The organism is Streptomyces sp. NPDC047841 (assembly GCF_040704085.1).
Classification (GTDB): domain Bacteria; phylum Actinomycetota; class Actinomycetes; order Streptomycetales; family Streptomycetaceae; genus Streptomyces; species Streptomyces argyrophylli.
In genome coordinates this window covers 344,862-364,514 of sequence record NZ_JBEYRP010000003.1, presented here as the reverse complement: position 1 = coordinate 364,514, position 19,653 = coordinate 344,862, and the positions used below count along the sequence as shown (strand labels likewise).

The 19,653-nt window shown below is 75.1% G+C and carries 14 protein-coding genes; 6 read left to right on the top strand and 8 right to left on the bottom strand.

Features of this window, described 5'->3' with window-relative positions:
• Nucleotides 1-51 precede the first annotated feature (51 nt).
• A complete protein-coding gene (locus AB0947_RS06230) occupies nt 52-1,137 on the bottom strand; it encodes a M12 family metallopeptidase (protein WP_366749069.1) in 1,086 nt (361 codons plus the stop codon).
• Between the two features lie 94 nt (nt 1,138-1,231).
• On the opposite strand from AB0947_RS06230, the gene AB0947_RS06225 reads away from it, so the two are divergent.
• Complete coding sequence (locus AB0947_RS06225; protein WP_366749068.1) at nt 1,232-2,956, top strand: LuxR C-terminal-related transcriptional regulator; 1,725 nt, start codon at nt 1,232-1,234, stop codon at nt 2,954-2,956.
• A 626-nt stretch (nt 2,957-3,582) separates the two neighbouring features.
• Here AB0947_RS06225 and AB0947_RS06220 read toward each other — a convergent pair.
• Nucleotides 3,583-6,195, bottom strand: coding sequence for a CHAT domain-containing tetratricopeptide repeat protein (locus AB0947_RS06220; RefSeq protein WP_366749067.1), 2,613 nt, complete (start codon nt 6,193-6,195; stop codon nt 3,583-3,585).
• Nucleotides 6,196-6,271: 76 nt separating this feature from the next.
• Here AB0947_RS06220 and AB0947_RS06215 point away from each other — a divergent pair, with 76 nt between their 5' ends.
• From AB0947_RS06215 to AB0947_RS06205, 3 genes are read left to right on the top strand one after another with little or no spacing between them, the layout of a single operon-like run.
• Nucleotides 6,272-7,705: a S8/S53 family peptidase gene (locus AB0947_RS06215; RefSeq protein ID WP_366749066.1), complete on the top strand. Its 1,434-nt coding sequence runs from the start codon at nt 6,272-6,274 to the stop codon at nt 7,703-7,705.
• The gene (locus tag AB0947_RS06210; protein WP_366749065.1) at nt 7,702-8,340 is read left to right on the top strand and encodes a sigma-70 family RNA polymerase sigma factor; all 639 of its coding nucleotides are present in this window, start codon (nt 7,702-7,704) and stop codon (nt 8,338-8,340) included. The genes AB0947_RS06215 and AB0947_RS06210 overlap by 4 nt, the downstream gene beginning before the upstream one ends.
• A 14-nt stretch (nt 8,341-8,354) precedes the next feature.
• Entirely contained in the window at nt 8,355-8,810 is a 456-nt protein-coding gene (locus tag AB0947_RS06205; protein ID WP_366749186.1) for a hypothetical protein, read from the top strand.
• Between the two features lie 93 nt (nt 8,811-8,903).
• On the opposite strand, the gene AB0947_RS06200 is transcribed toward AB0947_RS06205, so the two are convergent.
• The 6 genes from AB0947_RS06200 to AB0947_RS06175 all read right to left on the bottom strand — a co-directional run bounded on the left by AB0947_RS06200 (nt 8,904) and on the right by AB0947_RS06175 (nt 16,505).
• The gene (locus AB0947_RS06200; protein ID WP_366749064.1) at nt 8,904-9,695 is read right to left on the bottom strand and encodes an N-formylglutamate amidohydrolase; all 792 of its coding nucleotides are present in this window, start codon (nt 9,693-9,695) and stop codon (nt 8,904-8,906) included.
• A 136-nt stretch (nt 9,696-9,831) separates the two neighbouring features.
• Nucleotides 9,832-12,051 (bottom strand): NADP-dependent isocitrate dehydrogenase, encoded by a 2,220-nt coding sequence (locus AB0947_RS06195; RefSeq protein ID WP_366749063.1) that lies wholly within the window; start codon nt 12,049-12,051, stop codon nt 9,832-9,834.
• Between the two features lie 37 nt (nt 12,052-12,088).
• Nucleotides 12,089-12,520: a DUF4186 domain-containing protein gene (locus AB0947_RS06190; RefSeq protein WP_366749062.1), complete on the bottom strand. Its 432-nt coding sequence runs from the start codon at nt 12,518-12,520 to the stop codon at nt 12,089-12,091.
• A 42-nt stretch (nt 12,521-12,562) separates the two neighbouring features.
• On the bottom strand, nt 12,563-13,654 hold the full coding sequence (locus tag AB0947_RS06185) for a mechanosensitive ion channel family protein (protein ID WP_366749061.1): 1,092 nt from the start codon (nt 13,652-13,654) through the stop codon (nt 12,563-12,565).
• Nucleotides 13,655-13,843: 189 nt separating this feature from the next.
• A complete protein-coding gene (locus AB0947_RS06180; protein WP_366749060.1) occupies nt 13,844-15,382 on the bottom strand; it encodes an amino acid permease in 1,539 nt (512 codons plus the stop codon).
• Between the two features lie 124 nt (nt 15,383-15,506).
• Nucleotides 15,507-16,505 carry a hypothetical protein gene (locus AB0947_RS06175; RefSeq protein ID WP_366749059.1) on the bottom strand — a complete coding sequence of 333 codons (999 nt, stop codon included), beginning with the start codon at nt 16,503-16,505 and terminating at the stop codon, nt 15,507-15,509.
• Nucleotides 16,506-16,804: 299 nt separating this feature from the next.
• On the opposite strand from AB0947_RS06175, the gene AB0947_RS06170 reads away from it, so the two are divergent.
• Both AB0947_RS06170 and AB0947_RS06165 read left to right on the top strand, forming a co-directional pair.
• Nucleotides 16,805-18,235 carry an FGGY family carbohydrate kinase gene (locus AB0947_RS06170; RefSeq protein WP_366749058.1) on the top strand — a complete coding sequence of 477 codons (1,431 nt, stop codon included), beginning with the start codon at nt 16,805-16,807 and terminating at the stop codon, nt 18,233-18,235.
• Nucleotides 18,232-19,635, top strand: a complete 1,404-nt coding sequence (locus AB0947_RS06165; RefSeq protein ID WP_366749057.1) for an FAD-dependent oxidoreductase — start codon at nt 18,232-18,234, stop codon at nt 19,633-19,635. Before AB0947_RS06170 ends, AB0947_RS06165 begins: the two co-directional genes overlap by 4 nt.
• Nucleotides 19,636-19,653 lie beyond the last annotated feature (18 nt).

Below are 19,653 nucleotides of genomic sequence, written 5' to 3'. Positions count from 1 at the left end.
ACGCCCGCTCCCCCCGGTGCCGGACAGTGGCTCTGTGCCGTCCGTGTGCCGTCACCAGCACATGACCGCCGTCTCCCCCGACCCCCACGTGGAGTACAGACGGACCCGGACGGCATAGCGGCGGCCCTTGACGAGCCGGACCCGGACGGCGGCGTTGTCCGGCGTGCCGCCGTCGTCGTGGCCCGCGAGGAAGCGCGGCTCCCCGTCGCGCTGCTCGAAGACCACCAGCACGGTGTCGGCGTCGCCGAACGCGCCCACGGTGTACTCGCGGGTCTCCGGCGGCTCGACGGTGAAGTCGGCCTGCTCGCCGTGCCCCAGCCCGAGCGGCGCGGACCGGAACGGCACCAGTGCGGCCGGCCCGCCGGGAGCGGCGGGCGGGTACCAGCGGAGCACGAACTCCTTGTCGGCCGGCGACGGAGCGCCGGGCGGACGCAGCCCCCCGCGGTACTGCTCCGGCTCCAGCACCAGCCCCGGCCCGAACGGCAGCGTCATCACCGACTGCGGGTCCCACACCGAGCCGCCCGCCTCACCGGCGTCCAGCTGCCGCAGCACGTTCGTGTCCGTCGTCTCCCGGCTCCAGAAGTTCGGCGGGCCCGCCAGCTCGGCGTACACGGCCTCGTCGTCCCAGTGCAGCCCCGCGAACGGGCTCTGGTGCTCGTGCACCATGCCGAGCGCGTGCCCGATCTGGTGCAGGACGGCCCCGCGCTCCCCGGGCGCGGTCACGTCCCAGCCGAGGTTCATGGTGCGCTCGCCCCGGCCCACCGACAGCGCCTCCCGGCCGACCGCCGACCAGGACCCGGCACCGGTCTGGAACCCGATCCGCAGCTCCGCCTCGTGCCGGTCGCCGACCTCGGCGAACCTGACGCCGATGCCCAGGTCCTGCCACTCGGCGAAGCACTCGCGGACCACGTCCCGCTGCTCCTCGCCGCCCGCCCACGGCACCCGGCGCAGCTCCCCGGTCCCGGGGACCGGGACGACGGAGGCGTCGGTGGGGGCGTCCAGGAAGCAGTAGTGCAGGACGGTGCCGTTGACCCACATCCGCCGCCCGGCGAGCAGCGCGCCCAGCCGCTCGGCGGTCAGCCCCGCCGCGAACGACGGGGCCGGCTGCCGCGGAAGCGAGCAGAGGCGTCGGGTCATGCGGCCAGCGTGCCCGCCGCCCCGGCCGCACGCCTGAGTCGGGGGCTACTCAAGTCGCCCTGTATCAAACCTGAGTACGCGCGCTCAGCATGGTGTGAGGACTTACGAACAGGACGCGAAGACCCTGGAGCTGCCCTGGCCGTTCACCGGCCGGGCCGACGAACTGGAGCTGGTGCGTGGCGCGCTGGCCGCCGGCCGGCCCGGCATCGTGGTGACCGGCCCGGCCGGCCGCGGCAAGACCCGGCTGATCACGGAGGCGGTCCGGGGCACGGACCACGCCCGCGTGACCGGCACGCCCGAGGCCCGGGACCTGCCCCTCGCGGTGTTCGCACACCTGCTGCCCGACACCGTCTCGCTGCACCGCGCGGTCCGCGCGCTGTCCGGCGTACGGCTCCTGGTCGTGGACGACGCCCAGTTGCTGGACGAGACCTCCGCCGCCCTGGTCCACCAGCTCGCCGTGCAGGGCCGCACCCGCCTGGTCGTGGCCGCGGCGGACGGGCCGCCCGCGCCCGGCGCGGTGTCCCGGCTGTGGACCGGGGAACTGCTGCCCCGGCTGGCCCTCGGCCCGCTGGCCCCCGAGGACACCGCCCAGCTGCTCGCCGGCGCCGGCCTGGAACCGCTCACCGTGCGCCGCCTGCACCAGGCGTGCCGGGGCGATCTGCGGCTCCTGCGCGACCTGGTGACCGCGCTCACCGGCTCCGGCCGGCTCACCCCCGTCCCGGGCACCGGCGAACGGGCCTGGCGCGGACCGCTGCCGGTGACCCCGGCCGTCCGCGAGCGGCTGGCGCCCGCCCTGGAGCGGTCCGTTCCCGGTGAACGCGACGCGCTGGAACGGCTGGCGTTCGCCGAGCCCCTGCCGCTGCCCGTGGACGACCTGGACCTGGACGTCCTCGAACGCCTGGAGACGGACGGCCTGATCGACGTCGACGACCAGGGTGCCGTCACCCTCGCCCATCCCCTGCACGGCCCCGCGCTGCGCGCCACGGCCGGCCGGCTGCGGGCCCGCCGGCTGGCCCGCGCGCCCTTCGCGCACGGACCCGCGCTCGACGCCGAACAGCGCGCCCTGGTCCGGGGGATGGACCGGCTCGACGTCCGGCCGGTGCCGACGCCGGTGGGGGAGTGGCTGGTCGCGCAGGGCGGCCCGCTGCCGGCCGGGTACGCCGCGCTCCGCGCCCGGTTCGCGCGGCTGCGGGGCGAACTGCGGGAGGCGGCGGCGTGGGCGCGCGAGGGGCTGAGGGAGACTCCGTCGCACGACGGGTGCCACAGGGAACTCGCGCTGGCCGAAGGGGCGCCGGGTGAGGTGACCGACCCGGACGGCCTCCACGCGCTCTACGACGCCGTACGCCTCGGGGAGCCCGGGCGGGCGGCCGGGCGGCTGCCGGCCGGCAGCGTGCTCGCCCGGCACGCGGACGCGCTGGCGCGCGTCGACGGGGCCGCGCTCGACCGGGCGGCGCAGGCGCTGGCCGAGCGGGGGTTCCTGCTGTACGCGGCGGAGGCGCACGCGCAGGCGGTACGGGCCCACCGCGATCCCCGGGCCGCCCGGCTGTCCCGCAGCCGGGCCGTCGCGCTGGCCCGCCGCTGCCAGGGGGCGCGCACGCCGGCGCTGGCCGGTCTGGTCCTCGGTGAACTCACCGCCCGGCAGCGGCAGATCGTCACACTGGCCGCGGCGGGGCTGAGCAACCGGGAGATCGCCGAGCGGCTGACCCTGTCCGTGCGGACGGTCGGCAACCACCTGTACAGCGCGTACACCCGGCTCGGCACGGGGGACCGGGGGGCGCTGCCCTGGCTGGTGGACGCGCCGGAGAGGGAGACGGCCTAGCTGTGCTGTCCCGAGGGCTCGTCCGGGGCCGGGACCCGCGCCGTGGGCGAGCCGGGCTCGGTGGCACAGCGCGTCGCCGAGCCCGGTGCGGGCGTGGCGGCGGTGCGTCCGGCGCGGGTGCGGGGTGAGCAGGCGCGCGTCGTGGCAGACCGCCGGGTGCCGGCGGCCGGTGCCCGGGGTCACTCCGAGGCGGTGGGCCGGTTCCGTGGTCGCGGGCGGCTCAGCGGGGAGCCGCGGCGGGCGGGCGTGGGGCGGCTGAGGAGGCGCACCTGCGCGTCGTGGCTGGCCGGGTCGCGCGCTGGGTGCGGCCGATCAGCGGCTGGACCCCGGCGGGCGGACGGGGTGGGCGGCAGGATCAGTCTGCGGCCGGCTCGGCGGGGAGCTGCGGCGGGCGGGCGCGGGGCGGCCGAGGAGGCGTCCCAGCGCGTCGCGGCCGGCCGGACCGCGCGGCGGGTACGGCAGGGTCGGCGGGGCCGATCAGCGGCTGGACCCCGCGGGCGGACGGGGTGGGCGGCACGAGCAGTCCGCGGACGGCGGTGCTCACGTCGTTCCAGGGCGCCCTGCCCGGCGAGCAGCCGCCCGCGGTGGGCGCACACGACGAAGCCGCAGGGACGGCACGCCCCCGCTCACGCCGCGCCGAACGCCGCGAACGCCCAGCCCGTCGCCTGGTGCACCGCGTCGCCGGGCAGGGCCGCGCGGGCGTCCCGCAGCGCCTCGGCCAGGGACAGGCCCGCGCCGAGGCCCTTGTGCAGGGCCAGCATCAGCGGGACGACCGCCGCGTCGTTGACCGGGGCACTGCTCGCCACCACCCCGGCCGTGCCCAGCGGCAGCAGCGCGGTGACCAGGCCGAGGAGTTCGTCCGCGCCGACCGAGGCGAGGCGGGCGGTGTCGCAGCTGGACAGGATGATCCGGTACGGGCTGCGCGCCAGCCGCTCGAAGTCGTGGACGATCAGCGGCCCGTCGGCCATGCGCAGGGCGGAGAACAGGGGGCTGTCGGCGCGGAACGTGCCGTGCGCCGCGAGATGGGCGAGGCCCGCGCCGTCGAGTTCCGCCAGCACCCGCGGCACCTGCGCGTCGTCGCCCTCCAGGACCGTCGCCGTGCCGTACCGGTCCGCCAGTTCGGGCACCTCCGCGCCGCCCGTCGCCAGGCCGGGGCCGCGCACCAGCACGGGCCGCCCGTCCGGCGGGGGCACCGTCTCCCGGGCGCGCAGCCAGCTCCCCGCCGACGGCGACACGCTGAGCACCCGCTCCCGCAGCGCGGGCAGCAGCGCCCACGGCACCCGGTGCAGCGCGCCCGGCGGCACGATCACCACCGGACCCGGGCCGAGGTGCCGTACCGCCCCGGCCAGCAGCAGCTCTTCCAGGCGCCGGCCGGCCGCCTCCACCACAGGGAGCCGCGCCTCGGCACCCGGGTGCGCGAGCCGCCGCAGCCCGGCCTGCACATGCTCGGCCTCGGCCACCGCCTCCGCCAGCGAGCCACCGGCGAACCGGCGTACCTTCCCCTGCCCGCACAGCAGGACGTGCACCCGGCCGTCGACCACCGCCAGCTCGACCAGCCACCCGTCACCGAGCCGGTCCAGCAGCCGGCCCACGTCGAGACGGTCGCCCGCGTCGGCGGCGGCCCCGCCGATGTGCCGGGTGCGCGAGCGGATCTCCCGCTCCAGGCGCCGCTGTTCGCGCTCCAGCGCCGGCACCGGACGGCCCTCCATCCGGGCGGCCTCCGCACGGGCCGCGATCTCCCGGTACGCGGTCAGCCCGCTCAGCAGCGCCGGATCGTCGGGCGGCCGGGTCGGCGGCGCGGACAGCACGGTCGCCCGCCACCGCTCGCTCCACCCCAGCAGCCGCCGCGGACTGCCCTCGGCGAGGCTCACCTCCTGCGCCAGCGCGGCCAGTTCGGCACCCTGCGCGGTCGCGTGGGCGCGCAGCTCCGGGGCGCCCAGCGTCATCCGGTGGTCGTCCAGCACGTCCAGGCCGCGCCGGCACGCCTCCAGCACACCGCGCCGGGAACCGGCCGCCCGCGCCCGCAGCGCCTGCGCCGCCCAGCCCGTCATCCGGGCCGGCGGCGGCCCGCCGTGCCGGCTGCGGGCGGCGACCGCCAAGTGCCGTTCCGCGTCCGCCGTCCAGCCCAGCGCCAGTGCGATCCGGCCCGCGAGCAGGGAGGCCTCGGGCGCGGCGGGGGAGCCGAAGGAGGCCAGCCGCTCGGCGACCGCCGCCGCGTCCGCGACCATCCGCCCCGACCGGCGCCCGGCCGCCACCCGTGCCTCGATCAGCACCAGCCGGGCGTGCGTCTCCCACCACGTCCGGCGCTGCGCCGCGAACAGCCGTACGGCCACGGCCGCGCGGGCTATCGCGGTCTGCGCCTCCCCGGCCGAACGGGCGGCCCGTGCCGCGGCCAGCAGCAGCTCGGCCTTGCGGGTCGACTGACCGCCGATCCGGTCCAGCAGCGCGATCGCCGCGTCCGCCTCGGCCAGCGCCTCCGGGGCGAGCCCCGCCGCCATCAGCACCTCGCAGCGCCGGATCGACAGGTTGTACGTCGGCGTGCCCAGCTTGGCGTAGCGCTCCTCGGCCTCGTCCAGCAGCCGCAGCGCCGCCGGGACGTCCCCGGAGCGGAACGCGGCCAGGCCCCGGCTCTCCACCGCGTCCGCCTTGTCGTGCTCCTGGCCGGTGGTGTCCCACAACCGCTCCGCCGCCGTGAAGTCCGCGACGGCCCGCTCCACCGAGCCGAGCGCCAGGTGCACGGTGGCCCGCAGGGTCAGCGCCCGCGCCGTCCAGATGTCGTCGGCGGCCTGCCGCAGGACGGGAAGGGCCCGCCGTACGTCCTCCAGGGCCTCACGGTGGTGCCCCAGCACCCACCACACGTAGGCCCGCCGGTACAGCACCCGGGCCCGGGTGTGCCCGCTGCCCCGGCTGACCCCTCGTTCGAACGACGCGAGCCCCTGCCGCGTGCGCCCCGCGTGCACCAGTGCGACCCCGAGGGTCGCGAGCACATCGGCCTCCCGGTCGGCCGACTCGGCCCGCGCGGCCAGGTCCCGGGCCCGCCGCAGGTGCCTCAGCGCGATCCGCAGGTCCCCGAAGTCCCGCTGCCAGATGCCGAGCACCTGGTGGGCGACGCTCGCGTGGACCGGTGACGGAGCTGCGCGCAGGACGTGCTCGGCGCGTGCCCGGGCCTCGCCCGGATCGGCGAACACCATGGGCAGCAGCTCGAGAACCGGCTCGCTTCCCGCTGTCACGTCTCGCATGGTAGTGGCCTGTTGTATCAGACGGCGGTCCCGCGGCTCTCACTGTCGGACACCGTCTTGAGGGGGAGGACACCACATGGCACCACACCGGTTCCACGAGCAGTTCCACCACATCCAGCGCTCCCTGCCCGACATCCCCCTCACCATGGGGCCGGACGACTCCGCCGGGTCCTTCTACGAGAAGGGGGTCGTCCTCGTCCGGGACGGCGAGGAGGCCCGGTTCGTCGAGGACGCCGTGCGCACGCACTTCACCGAGACCCGGGGACTCGTCCCCGACCACGTGCGCCGCGTGGGCCCGCGGGCCGGCCGCACCGGCGTCACCCGCATCCGGGTCGGCGACCCGGCCGAGGGCGAGGACAGCGTCCCGCACGCCCTGCGCGCGGTGCGGGAGGCCGAGGACCGTCAGGGCCGCCGGCTGGCCGGCCGCAACCACGTGGTGCACATCGCGGGGAACGTCAACGCCTGCCCCGGCGACGAACCCGTGCCCGTCCCGCGCACCGCGACCGCCAACCCCGAGCCCGCCGACGGGCGTTACGATCCGGCCACCGCGGTCGGCGTCCTCGTCGTCGACACCGGTCTGGTGCACGACCACCGCTCCTACCCGCTGCTCGCCCACACCACGGGCGACGTCCAGCTGACCGAGACCGACGCCGACGGCGTGCTGCGCCAGTACGTCGGCCACGGCACGTTCATCGCCGGCATCCTCGCGGCCGTCGCCCCCAACACCGACATCACCGTGCGCGGCACGCTCAACGACGCCGGCGCCGTCCTGGAGTCGGAGTTCGGCGCCCTGCTCTTCGACGCGGTCGACCGGGGCGGCTGGCCGGACATCATCAGCCTCTCCGCGGGCACGCCCAGCGCGGACACCGACGGCCTGATCGGCCTCGACGCGTTCATGGCGGAACTGCGCGAGCAGCGCACCCTGCTGGTGGCCGCCGCCGGCAACAACGGCAGCGACGTCCCGTTCTGGCCCGCCGCCTACGCCGGCCTGGCCGAGTTCGCCGACTGCGTGCTGTCGGTCGGCGCCCTCCGCGCGGACGGCGCGTCCGGGGCCTGCTTCACCAACCACGGGCCGTGGGTGCGCGTCCACGCCCCCGGCGAGCGCCTCACCAGCGCCCTCACCGGCTTCACCGCGCCCGTGCCGTACGTCTACCAGCACTCCACCTACGACGCCTGCCGGTTCGGCGACGCCGACTACGCCTGCACCTGCCAGTTCCCGCGCCACACCGGTGTGCTGAGCGAGGGCCGGGAGAGCACCGGCGCCAAGCCGGACCAGGTGATGTTCGACGGCCTCGCGCAGTGGAGCGGCACCTCCTTCGCCACCCCGGTGGCCGCGGGACTCGTCGCCGCCCGGATGACGGCGTACCGGGAACGCGACCCGCGCGCGGCCGGCGCCGGGCTGCTGGCGGCGGACGCGGAAGGGGCCGAGGTGCGCGGGGCGCGGGTCGCGGCGCTCCGCCCGCCCACCTGGCGACCCGTCCCCGTCGTGCTCCCGGCGCTGCCCGCATGACGGCCGGAACCCTCCGCTCCACGGCGTACGATGACAGGCCGTACACAAGGGGTGGAGCCGTGGACCGAACAGAGGTCGGCGCGTTGGTCCAGTCCGCCGTCGACGGGGACGCCGCGGCCTGGAAGGCGCTGGTGGAAGGGATGAGTCCGCTGGTGTGGTCGGTGGTGCGGGCGCACCGGCTGTCGGACGCCGACGGACACGAGGTCTTCCAGACCACCTGGTTCCGCTTCGCCCAGCACCTCGGCCGCATCCGGGAACCCGACAAGGCCGGTGCCTGGCTGGCCAGTACGGCCCGGCACGAGTGCCTGAAGGTGCTCAAGGGCCTGGCGCGGCTGACCCTGACGGATGATCCGCGGGTGCTGGACCGGGCCAGCGAGGACCGGACGCCGGAAGAGACGCTGATCGATTCGGAGGAGGCGGCCGACCGGGCCGAGCGGGTCCGCCGCCTCTGGCAGGAACTGGACGGACTGGGCGAGCGCTGCCGGCAGTTGCTGCGCGTGCTGATGGCCTCGCCGCCGCCCAGCTACGGGGAGATCTCGGCCGCCCTCGGCATCGCGGTCGGCAGCATCGGCCCGCTCCGCCAGCGCTGTCTGCGCCGGCTGCGGGCCCGGATGGACACGCGGGGTGCGGTGTGAACGGCGACGACGGGATGCCCGAGGGGCCGGAGGAGTTCGCGGACGGGCTGCTGGAGGAGGAGCTGCGCCAGGCGGCCGCCGTCCTGGACCCGGTCCCGGCCGAGCTGGTCCAGGCGGCCCTGGAGGCGTTCGCGCTGCACGAGCTGGACGCCCGGCTCGCCGAGCTGACCTTCGACTCGCTGGTGGACGCGCTGCCCATCAGGGGGGTCACCGACGCGCCGCGCATGCTCACGTTCCGCGCGGGCGAGGTGACCGTCGACGTCGAGGTCACCGAGGAGGGGCTGATCGGCCAGCTGCTGCCGCCGCAGCCGGCGCGGATCGAGGTGCTCGGCGGCCCGCAGACCGCCCGCGCCCCGCTCACCGCGGACCCCCTCGGCCGGTTCGCCGGCACCGCCCCGCCGTCCGGCCCCTTCGCCCTGCGCCTGCGCACCGGCGCGGAGGTGATCGTCACGGAGTGGCTGCGGGCCTGAGCGAACCGGCTCCCGGCTCGCACCGGAAGCCGGGCCGGGGCAAGGCGTACCGGTGGTCCTCAGCACCGCCGGTCCGCCGCGCCGGCCGCCCGGCTACACCGCGTCGACGAGTGCCGCCAGCGCCGTGGCGAGGCGGTCCAGGCCCGGGCCGGCCGGGCCGCCTGGCTCCGTCATGTACGTGTCCCGCCGGATCTCCACCATCAGCGCGCCGACCCTGGCGTCCGTGCCGTAGAACTCCAGCGGCACGTACGTCCCGGCGAACGGGCTGTCCAGGCTCGTCCCGCCGCAGCCGGCGAACGCCTTGCGGGCGGCCTCGGTCAGCTCCGGCGGGGTGTGGAAGGCGTCCGTGCCCAGGCACACCGGCGGGCGCGGCCCGCTGCCGTGCAGCTCGTACGGGAGCGGCCGGGCCGGATACGAGTGCACATCGATGATCACCGCGCGCCCGGCCGTGGCCAGCCGGCCGGCCACGGCCTCCGTCATGGCCGCGGCGTACGGCCGGAAGTAGCGGGCGAGCAGCGGTTCCGGGTCGGTGTCCGCGGCCCGCAGCTCACCCCGGTGCGTGGTCCGCGTGTACACGGCACCCATGCCGACGGCGAGCATCTCCTCCCGCTCGTCCGGGAACCGTTCCGGGTCCACCACCAGCCGCGACAGCCGGTTCACGAACCGCCAGGGCCGGAGCCCGGCGAGCGCGGCGGCCCGCTCGGCGATCTCGGCGGTGTGCGCGTCCGTGATGTGGTCCAGCTCCCGCTCCAGCGCGGCGTCGTCCAGCACGATCCCGGCGCGCACGTCCCGCGGTACCGCGCGCGCCGAGTGCGGCACGTGCAGCAGCACCGGTGAGCCGGCGGCACCGGGGAGGAGGTCGAACGAGGGGGCGGTCTGGGACACCGGCTGCTCCTGGGGTGGTGGCGGGGACGTGCACGGTCAAGGTGCCACACGGCACTGACAACGGCCCCGCCCCCGCACGCCGCCGCCCCGGCCGGGAAACCCCGGCCGGGGCGGCGGACACGTCACCTCGAAGGGACTAGCCGAGCGACGCCAGCGCCTCGTTCCAGGTGGCCGACGGGCGCATGACCGCGTCCGCCTTGGCCTTGTCGACCTGGTAGTAGCCGCCGATGTCGGCCGGGGAGCCCTGCACCGCGTTCAGCTCCTCGACGATCTTCTGCTCGTTCGCGGCGAGGGTCTCGGCGAGCGGCGCGAAGGCCTTGGCCAGGTCGGCGTCGTCGGTCTGCCGCGCCAGCTCCTGCGCCCAGTACAGGGACAGGTAGAAGTGGCTGCCGCGGTTGTCGATGCCGCCGACGCGCCGGGTCGGGGACTTGTCCTCGTTGAGGAAGGTCGCCGTGGCGCGGTCCAGGGTGTCGGCGAGGACCTTGGCGCGGGTGTTGCCGGTGGCAGCCGCGTACTGCTCGAAGGACGGCACCAGGGCGAAGAACTCGCCGAGGGAGTCCCAGCGCAGGTAGTTCTCCTTGACGAGCTGCTGGACGTGCTTCGGCGCGGAGCCGCCGGCGCCCGTCTCGAACAGGCCGCCGCCCGCCATCAGCGGGACGACCGAGAGCATCTTGGCGCTGGTGCCCAGCTCCAGGATGGGGAAGAGGTCGGTCAGGTAGTCGCGCAGCACGTTGCCGGTCACCGAGATGGTGTTCTCGCCGCGGCGGATGCGCTCCACCGACAGCTTGGTGGCCTCGACCGGGGACAGGATGCGGATGTCCAGGCCCTCGGTGTCGTGCTCCGGCAGGTACTGCTTGACCTTGGCGATCAGCTGCGCGTCGTGGGCGCGCGTCTCGTCCAGCCAGAACACGGCCGGGTCGCCGGTGGCGCGGGCGCGGGTGACGGCCAGCTTGACCCAGTCGCGGATCGGGTCGTCCTTGGTCTGGCAGGCGCGGAAGATGTCGCCCTGCGCGACCGGCTGCTCGATGAGCACGTTGCCGGCCTGGTCGGTCAGGCGGACCGTGCCGGCGGCCGGGATCTCGAAAGTCTTGTCGTGGGAGCCGTACTCCTCGGCCTTCTGCGCCATCAGGCCGACGTTCGGGACCGAGCCCATGGTGGACGGGTCGTAGGCGCCGTTGGCCCGGCAGTCCTCGATGACGGCCTGGTAGACACCGGCGTAGGAGGAGTCCGGGATGACGGCGAGGGCGTCGTGCTCCTGGCCGTCCGGGCCCCACATGTGGCCGGAGGTGCGGATCATGGCCGGCATGGAGGCGTCGATGATGACGTCGGAGGGCACGTGCAGGTTGGTGATGCCCTTGTCCGAGTCGACCATCGCCAGCTCCGGGCCCTCGGCGATCTCGGCCTCGAAGGAGGCCTTGATCTCGGCGCCCTCGGGCAGGTTCTCCAGGCCCTTCAGGATGCCGCCGAGGCCGTCGTTCGGGGTGAGGCCGGCCGTCTTGAGGGTCTGGCCGTACTTCGCGAACGTCTTCGGGAAGAAGGCGCGCACCACGTGACCGAAGATGATCGGGTCGGAGACCTTCATCATCGTGGCCTTCAGGTGCACGGAGAACAGGACGCCCTCCTGCTTGGCGCGGGCGACCTGCGCGGCCAGGAACGCGTTCAGCTCGGCGACGCGCATGACGGACGCGTCGACGACCTCGCCCGCGAGGACCGGCACGGACTCCTTCAGGACGGTGGTGGTGCCGTCCTCGCCGACCAGCTCGATCTTCAGGGCGCCGTCCTCGGAGACGACGACGGACTTCTCGGTGGAGCGGAAGTCGTTCTCGCCCATGGTCACCACGTTGGTCCTGGACTCGGAGGTCCAGGCGCCCATGCGGTGCGGGTGGGTCTTGGCGTAGTTCTTCACCGAGGCCGGGGCGCGGCGGTCGGAGTTGCCCTCGCGCAGCACCGGGTTGACGGCGGAGCCCTTGACCTTGTCGTAGCGGGCGCGGATCTCGCGCTCCTCGTCGGTCTTCGGGTCGTCCGGGTAGTCCGGCAGCGCGTAGCCCTTGCCCTGGAGCTCGGCGACGGCGGCCTTCAGCTGCGGGATGGACGCCGAGATGTTCGGCAGCTTGATGATGTTGGCCGCCGGGGTCTTGGCCAGCTCGCCCAGCTCGGTCAGCGCGTCGGGGATGCGCTGGCCCTCGTCCAGGTACTCGGGGAAGACGGCGATGATGCGCCCGGCCAGCGAGATGTCACGCGTCTCCACGGGCACACCGGCCTGCGAGGCGTACGCCTGGATCACCGGCAGGAACGAATGCGTCGCCAGGGCCGGGGCCTCGTCTGTGTAGGTGTAGATGATGGTCGAGTCAGTCACCGGGTGCTCCGCTCCACGTCTGCAACATTGCTCGACATCAAGATATCTCGTGCCCGGGGTCGGCTCGACAGGGGTCCTGGCCGGAAAAACCGCCGTCCGCCATCTCGCGCGCGATCCACCGGCTGATCACCTCCACCACGTACGCGTGTTCGGCACGGGTCAGTGCGCGCCCCTTGGGGATGCCGTGCCAGCGCTGCAGGCAGCTCCGGCAGCAGGTGGCGGTCGCGTGCTGGGCGACGAACACCGGGTGACCGCGGTACGGCGTCTGCCGGCCGTCCTTGTACGGCTCCGCCGGCGCCAGCCGCTTGGCGATCAGGTCGTACGCGTGCCACCGCAGGGTCGCCGGTCCCTTGAGGCCGGCGGTCGCCCGGTCCCGCCCGCGCAGGTGGAACCTCGCCCGGAACGGCTGGCGCGCGAGCGCGTCCAGCCGCCGGTCGAGCGTGCGGGGGTCCGGGGCCGGCGTGGTCATGCTGCTTCCAGCGTACGTGCCGGCCGGGACGTCGCGGCCGGGCTACTCCGTGGACCCCGGCCCCGGCACCGCGCCCTGCCCGCTGCGCTGCTGCGGGATCACCACCGTGCCCTGCTGGAGCGAGACCGTGCGGGCGGGCGCCGGGATGCGGATGCCCTCCTCGCGGTAGCGGCGGTGCAGGCGCTTGATGAACTCGTGCTTGATCCGGTACTGGTCGCTGAACTCGCCGACGCCGAGGATCACCGTGAACCCGATCCGGGAGTCGCCGAAGGTGTGGAAGCGGATGGCGGGCTCGTGCTCCGGCAGGGCGCCCGTGACCTCCGTCATGACCTCCGTGACCACCTCGGCGGTCACCCGCTCGACGTGCTCCAGGTCGGAGTCGTAGCTCACCCCCGCCTGCACCAGCACGGTCAGCTGCTGCTCGGGCCGCGTGAAGTTGGTCATGTTGGCCTTGGCGAGCTGGCCGTTGGGGATGACCACCAGGTTGTTGGAGAGCTGCCGGACCGTCGTCTGGCGCCAGTTGATGTCCACGACATAGCCCTCCTCGCCGCTGCTCAGCCGGATGTAGTCGCCCGGCTGGACGGTCTTGGAGGCGAGGATGTGGATGCCCGCGAAGAGGTTGGCGAGCGTGTCCTGGAGCGCCAGGGCGACCGCCAGACCGCCGACGCCGAGGGCGGTGAGCAGGGGCGCTATGGAGATGCCCAGGGTCTGCAGGACGACCAGGAAGCCGATCGCCAGCACCAGCACGCGGGTGATGTTGACGAAGATCGTCGCCGAGCCCGCGACCCCGGAGCGTGACTGGGTCACCGAACGGACCAGGCCGGCGATCACGCGGGCCGCGGAGAAGGTCACCACGATGATCAGCCAGACCTCGAGCGCCTGGTTCACGTGGTGCTGGACGGTCCGGGTGAGCGGCAGTACGGCCGCCGCCGCGGCAGCGCCGCCCGCGATCGCCGCCCAGGGCACGACCGAGCGCAGCGCGTCCACGATGACGTCGTCGCCGCTCCAGCGGGTCCGCTTGGCGTGCTTGGCCAGCCAGCGCAGCAGGGTGCGCGACATGAAGGCGAGCACCAGCCCCGCCGCCAGGGCGACGCCGGCGAGGACGAGGTCGTCCAGGGTCAGCGCGCGGTTCACCGGTCACCTCCGGGGCGCTGAACCGCTGCGGGGCACCGTTGGTGAAGTCTCGTCACGTTGTCACCTGCTCGAAGTCCGGGATGTGCGACCGCGCCGGCCGGAGGAACTCCGGTGACCGGCGCGCTCGTTCATCCTGCCGCATGCGGCACACCGGTCCGAACCGGGACCGGCGCTCTTCGGGCAGCCGGCTCAGACGATGCCCTCCGCGAGTTCCGCCTGGTCGCGGTCGCTGCCGTACGCGGCGGTGGTGGGGGTGCCGTACGACCGGCGGGCGACGTACCACCAGACGCTGGCCAGGACGAGGACCACGGCGAGGGCGACGGAGGCGTAGTTCATCGTGTCGACCGTGACCGGGGACGACTGCGGCAGGCAGAACAGGACCGTCACACAGGCCACCCACACGACCGCGATCCAGCCGACCGGCTTGCTCCAGCGGCCCAGCTGCCACGGACCCGGCCGGAAACGGTCGCCCGCCCGCAGCCGCAGGAACACGGGGATGGCGTAGGCCGGGGTGATGCCGATGACGTTGATGGCGGTCACCGCGTTGTACGCCGTCGCCGAGTACAGCGACGGCAGGGCGAGGACACAGGCCACGACGACGGACAGCCAGACGGCCGCGACCGGCGTCTGGGTGCGCCCGCTGACCTTGCGCCACAGGTGCGAGCCGGGCAGCGCGCCGTCCCGGCTGAACGCGAACACCATCCGGCTGGCCGCGGCGACCTCGGCGTTGCCGCAGAACAGCTGGGCGACGATGACCACGAGGAGCAGGGCGCTGGCCCCGTCGGTGCCGAGGCCGTCCAGCATGATCTGGGCGGGCGGTACGCCGGTGTCGGTGGTGCGCGTGGCGTCGTAGTCCTGGATGGCGAAGGTGAGGCCCGCGAGCAGTACGAAACCGGCCAGCCAGGACACCCAGATGGCGCGGACGATACCGCGGGAGGCGGCCACCGAGGCGTGCGAGGTCTCCTCGGAGAGGTGGGCGGAGGCGTCGTAGCCGGAGAAGGTGTACTGGGCGAGGAGCAGGCCGATCGCCGCCACGTACAGCGGGTTGTCCCAGCCGGTCTCGTCGACGAACTTCGTGAACACGAAGGACGCCGACTGGTGGTGGTCCGGGACGATCACCAGGGCGCCGACGATCAGTGCCACGCCCGCCAGGTGCCACCACACGCTGACCGAGTTGAGCAGGCTGACCAGGCGCACGCCGAACAGGTTCAGCACCGCGTGCAGCAGCAGGATCGCGCAGAAGATCAGCATGGTCCTGCCGGGCGTCGGCTCGAAGCCCCACTGGAGGTTGGCGAACGCGCCGGTGAACAGGGCGGCGCCGTAGTCGATGCCGGCGATCGCGCCGAGCAGGCCGAGCAGGTTCAGCCAGCCGGTGTACCAGCCCCAGCGCCGGCCGCCGAGCCGGTCGGCCATGTAGTACAGGGCGCCGGAGGTCGGGTAGGCGCTGGTGACCTCGGCGAGCGCGAGCCCGACGCACAGCACGAACAGGCCGACGCCCGCCCAGCCCCACAGCATCACGGCGGGGCCGCCGGTGTTCAGGCCGAACCCGTACAGGGTCATGCAGCCGGACAGGATCGAGATGACCGAGAAGCTGATCGCGAAGTTGCCGAAGCCGCCCATGCGGCGGGCCAGCACCGGCCGGTAGCCGAGTTCCCGCAGCCGCTGCTCCTCGTCCTGCTGCGGCAGACCGGGGGAGGGGGCGGACGAGGGGTCGGGGGTGGGGGACACGCGGGGACCTCCTGGATCAACGGTTGTCGGACGGGCACGTGCAACGGGGTCGTTCAGGGGGCGGTGCGAAGGGGCGGTGCGGGGAAGCTCCCGAGGTGGTGCGGAGGGGGTGCGGACGCGGTGGTCAGGGGCGGTGTCCGGGCCGGGAGCCCCCCGCGGCGGCCCGGCAGCGGTCCCGGGCCTGTACGAAGACCTCCACGGCCCGGTCCCGGTCCGGCGTGCGGTACATCCAGGGCGGCGGGGTGAAGTAGGGGCCGATCGCGTCGAACACCCGTGCCGCCTCCGGGAACTGCAGGGAACCCCACAGCGCGTGGGCCAGGTGGTTGAGGTCCGGCAGCGCGCGCTCGGCCGGCTCCGTCGGCTCGAACCACGAGTGCAGCGCGCGCCGCGCCTCCCGGGTCGCCTCCTCCGCCACCCAGTGCAGGTCCAGCGCCGCGTCGTGCCCGCTGTCCCGGCGGTAGCGCTCGACCCGGACGTACAGCGGCAGCAGGTGCAGCGCCGAGCCGGGCGGGGCCTGGCCGGCGGCCCACTGCGCGTACCCGGCGGCCTCCGCGAGCCGGCCCGAACCGCCGCGCGCGTACAGGAACTGGAGCATCCGGTGGTGGGCCTCGCGGTTGAACGGGTCGCGCCGTGCGGCCTCGGCCAGCAGCCCCCAGGGCCCGGGCGGCAGCATCGGCTCCGGCGCGGCGGCCCGGTGCTCCTCCCAGCGCTGCTGCGGGTCGAGCTGGGCCAGTGCCAGCAGACACACCCAGGGCACCGGGTCCCGCGGGGCGGCCACGGTCGCCGACTGGGCGGCGTCCCACGCCTCGATCCACAGCTCATGGGTACGGCGGTGCCGTTCCCGGCGGGCCCGCAACGCGCGCTCGACGCCGACGCGGGCGTGCATCACCACCGCGTGCGCGCTGTCCGGCTCCTCGGTGAGCCAGGCCCGCACCACGTCGGTGCCGGCCGCGGCCGCCGCCAGCACCTGGGTGCGCTGGGTCCACTGCCACCACCGCGTGGTCTCCGCGAGCAGGGTGCGCATGGCCATCCAGCGGCCGGTGCGCAGCTCCTGGAGCGCGGCGCGCAGCGCGTGGTCGGGGCCGGCCGGGTCGTAGGAGGGGCGGGTTCCGTCTCTGGCCATCAGCCGCCGGCCCCCGGCCACGGGCGCACGGGCGTGGTGGCGGGGTGACGTTGCAACAGCCCTCCCCTGGGCGGTGATGAAGATGTCTCGGTGGTCGGCGGTCACTATAGAGGCGTGTGTTCCGCCGTACCATTGTTGCCAAGTCAACAAGCCACAGGGCGAGTTGACCGCCCGGGGAAGACCTTGACTCCGGGGCCGCGACGGCGGCAGGCTGACGCGGTGATCTTCCAGGCCGCAGCGCAGGGCGCGGGACGGACACGGGCGCGGGACGCCCGGCCCGCCCGCGCCGGGGGTGCGCGATGACCGGGCCGGTGCTCGCCGTCGACCAGGGCACGTCCGGCACCAAGGCGCTCGTGGTCTGCCCCGAACGCGGTGTCCTCGGCACCGGTTTCGCCGAGGTGCGCCCCCGCCACCTGCCCGGCGGCCTGGTCGAGGCGGACCCGGCGCGGCTGTACGACTCGGTGCTGGAGGCGGGCCGGCGCGCGCTCGCCGAGGCCGGTGAGGACGTCGTCGCGCTCGGCCTCGCCAACCAGGGCGAGACCGTCCTCGCCTGGGACCCGGACACCGGCCGTCCGCTGACCGACGCCCTGGTGTGGCAGGACCGGCGGGCCGAGACCGTGTGCGCCGAACTCGGCGAGCACGCGGACGAGTTGAGGGAGCTGACCGGGCTGCCCCTCGATCCGTACTTCGCCGCGCCGAAGATGGCCTGGATCCGCCGCCACCTCACCCGCGACGGCGTCGTCACCACCTCCGACGCCTGGCTGGTCCACCGCCTCACCGGTGCCTTCGCCACCGACGCCGCCACCGCCGGCCGTACCCAGCTGCTCGACCTGGACCGCGCCGAGTGGTCCCCGCGCGCCCTGGACCTCTACGGCCTGGCCGGCGAACGCCTCCCCGAGGTGACCGACGCGGCCCAGCGGGTCGGCACCACGCGCGCGTTCGGCAGGGAGATCCCGCTCACCGGACTGATCGTCGACCAGCAGGCCGCCCTGCTCGCCCAGCGCGTCACCGGGCCCGGCGCCGCCAAGTGCACCTACGGCACCGGCGCGTTCCTGCTCGCCCACACCGGCGACCGCCCCCGGCGCGGCGGCTCCGGGCTGGTCAGCTGCGTGGCCTGGCGGCTCGCCGGACACACCGGCTACTGCCTGGACGGCCAGGTGTACACCGCCGCCTCCGCCGTGCGCTGGCTCACCGACCTCGGCGTCCTCTCCGGTGCCGCCGACCTCGACCCGGTCGGCGGCACCGTCCCCGACAGCGGTGGGGTCACCTTCGTCCCGGCCCTCGCCGGACTCGCCGCCCCCTGGTGGCGCGGCGACCTGCGCGGCTCCCTCACCGGCCTCGGCCTCGACACCACCGCCGGCCACCTGGTGCGCGCCCTGTGCGAGGGCATCGCCGCCCAGGTCGCCGAGCTCGCCGAGGCCGCGGCCGGCGACCTGGGCGCGCCCCTGACCACGCTCCGCGTCGACGGCGGCCTCACCCGCTCCGCGCTCCTCATGCAGACACAGGCCGACCTGCTGCAACGCCCCGTGGAGGTGTCCGCGCTGGCCGACGCCACCGCGCTCGGCGCCGCCACCCTCGCCCGCCTCGGCGCCGACCCCGGCCTGAGCGTCGCGGACGCCCTGCCCGACGGGAGACCCGCCACCGTGTACGAGCCCCGCATCCCGGCCGACCAGGCCGCCGAACGCCGCGCCGGCTTCCGCTCCGCCGTCGCGGCCCTCCTCGGCCCGTGACCGTCACCGCGGCCGGACCGCTGCCCACGACGCCGTACGACGTGGCGATCGTCGGCGCCGGTGTCGTCGGCTGCGCCATCGCCCGCGAACTCGCCCGCCGGCCCCGGCTGCGCGTCGCCCTGGTCGAGGCCCAGGACGACGTCGGCCAGGGCACCTCCAAGGCCAACACCGCGATCCTGCACACCGGTTTCGACGCGACGCCCGGCACCCTGGAGGCCCGCCTGGTCCGCGAGGGGTACGCGCTGCTCGGCGCCTACGCCGCCGGGACCGGCATCCCCGTCGAACGGGTCGGCGCGCTGCTGGTCGCCTGGGACGAGGAACAGCTCGCCGCGCTGCCCCGGCTGGCCCGGAAGGCCGAGCGCAACGCGTACCACGACACCGCCCTGCTGGGCCCCGAGGAGCTGTACGCCCGCGAGCCCCGCCTCGGCCCCGGCGCGCTCGGCGCCCTGCACGTCCCCGGCGAGAGCATCGTCTGCTCCTGGACGACCACCCTCGCCTACGCCACCCAGGCGGTCCGCGTCGGCGTCGACCTGCACCTCAACACCGCCGTCCGCGCGGTGAGTTCCCCGGACGGGCACCTGCTGACCACCAGCCGGGGCACCCTGCGCGCCCGCCACCTGGTGAACGCGGCCGGACTGCACGCCGACACCCTGGACCGCGCGCTCGGCCACGAGGACTTCACCGTCACCCCGCGCCGCGGCCAGCTCCTCGTCTACGACAAGCTCGCCCGCCCCCTCGTGCGGCACATCCTCCTCCCCGTGCCGACCGCCCTCGGCAAGGGCGTCCTGGTCGCCCCCACCGTCTACGGCAACGTCCTGCTCGGCCCCACCGCCGAGGACCTGCGCGACAAAGAGGCCACCGGTTCCACCGCCGACGGGACGGCCGCGCTGCGGGAGCAGGGCCGGCGCATCCTGCCCGCCCTGCTGGAGGAGGAGGTCACCGCCGTCTACGCCGGGCTGCGCGCGGCCACCGGGCACGAGGACTACCGCATCACCGCGCACCCCGGGCAGGCGTACGTCACCGTCGGCGGCATCCGCTCCACCGGCCTGACCGCGTCGCTGGCCATCGCCGCCCATGTCGTGGGCCTGCTGGCCGACGGCGGCCTCGACCTCGGCCCGGTCCGGGAGCCGGAACCGGTGACCATGCCCAACCTCGGCGAGGCCTTCCCGCGCCCCTACCAGCGGCCCGGCCTCATCGCCGCCGACCCCGAGTACGGCACCCTCGTCTGCCACTGCGAGCGCGTCTCCCGCGGGGAGATCCGCGACGCCCTCGCCAGTACGGTCCCGCCCCGCAGCCTGGAGGGCCTGCGCCGCCGCACCCGCGCCCGGTCCGGCCGCTGCCAGGGCTTCTACTGCGGGGCGGCGCTACGGGAGTTGTTCGAGCGGGGGGCGAGGCCGTGACCGCCCCGCGTCACCTGG

Coding starts and splice junctions, on each gene's coding strand:
- AB0947_RS06230 (WP_366749069.1), bottom strand. CDS start 1,137: ATGACCCGACGCCTCTGCTCGCTTCCGCGGCAGCCGGCCCCGTCGTTC.
- AB0947_RS06220 (WP_366749067.1), bottom strand. CDS start 6,195: ATGCGAGACGTGACAGCGGGAAGCGAGCCGGTTCTCGAGCTGCTGCCC.
- AB0947_RS06215 (WP_366749066.1), top strand. CDS start 6,272: ATGGCACCACACCGGTTCCACGAGCAGTTCCACCACATCCAGCGCTCC.
- AB0947_RS06210 (WP_366749065.1), top strand. CDS start 7,702: ATGACGGCCGGAACCCTCCGCTCCACGGCGTACGATGACAGGCCGTAC.
- AB0947_RS06205 (WP_366749186.1), top strand. CDS start 8,355: ATGCCCGAGGGGCCGGAGGAGTTCGCGGACGGGCTGCTGGAGGAGGAG.
- AB0947_RS06190 (WP_366749062.1), bottom strand. CDS start 12,520: ATGACCACGCCGGCCCCGGACCCCCGCACGCTCGACCGGCGGCTGGAC.
- AB0947_RS06175 (WP_366749059.1), bottom strand. CDS start 16,505: ATGGCCAGAGACGGAACCCGCCCCTCCTACGACCCGGCCGGCCCCGAC.
- AB0947_RS06170 (WP_366749058.1), top strand. CDS start 16,805: ATGACCGGGCCGGTGCTCGCCGTCGACCAGGGCACGTCCGGCACCAAG.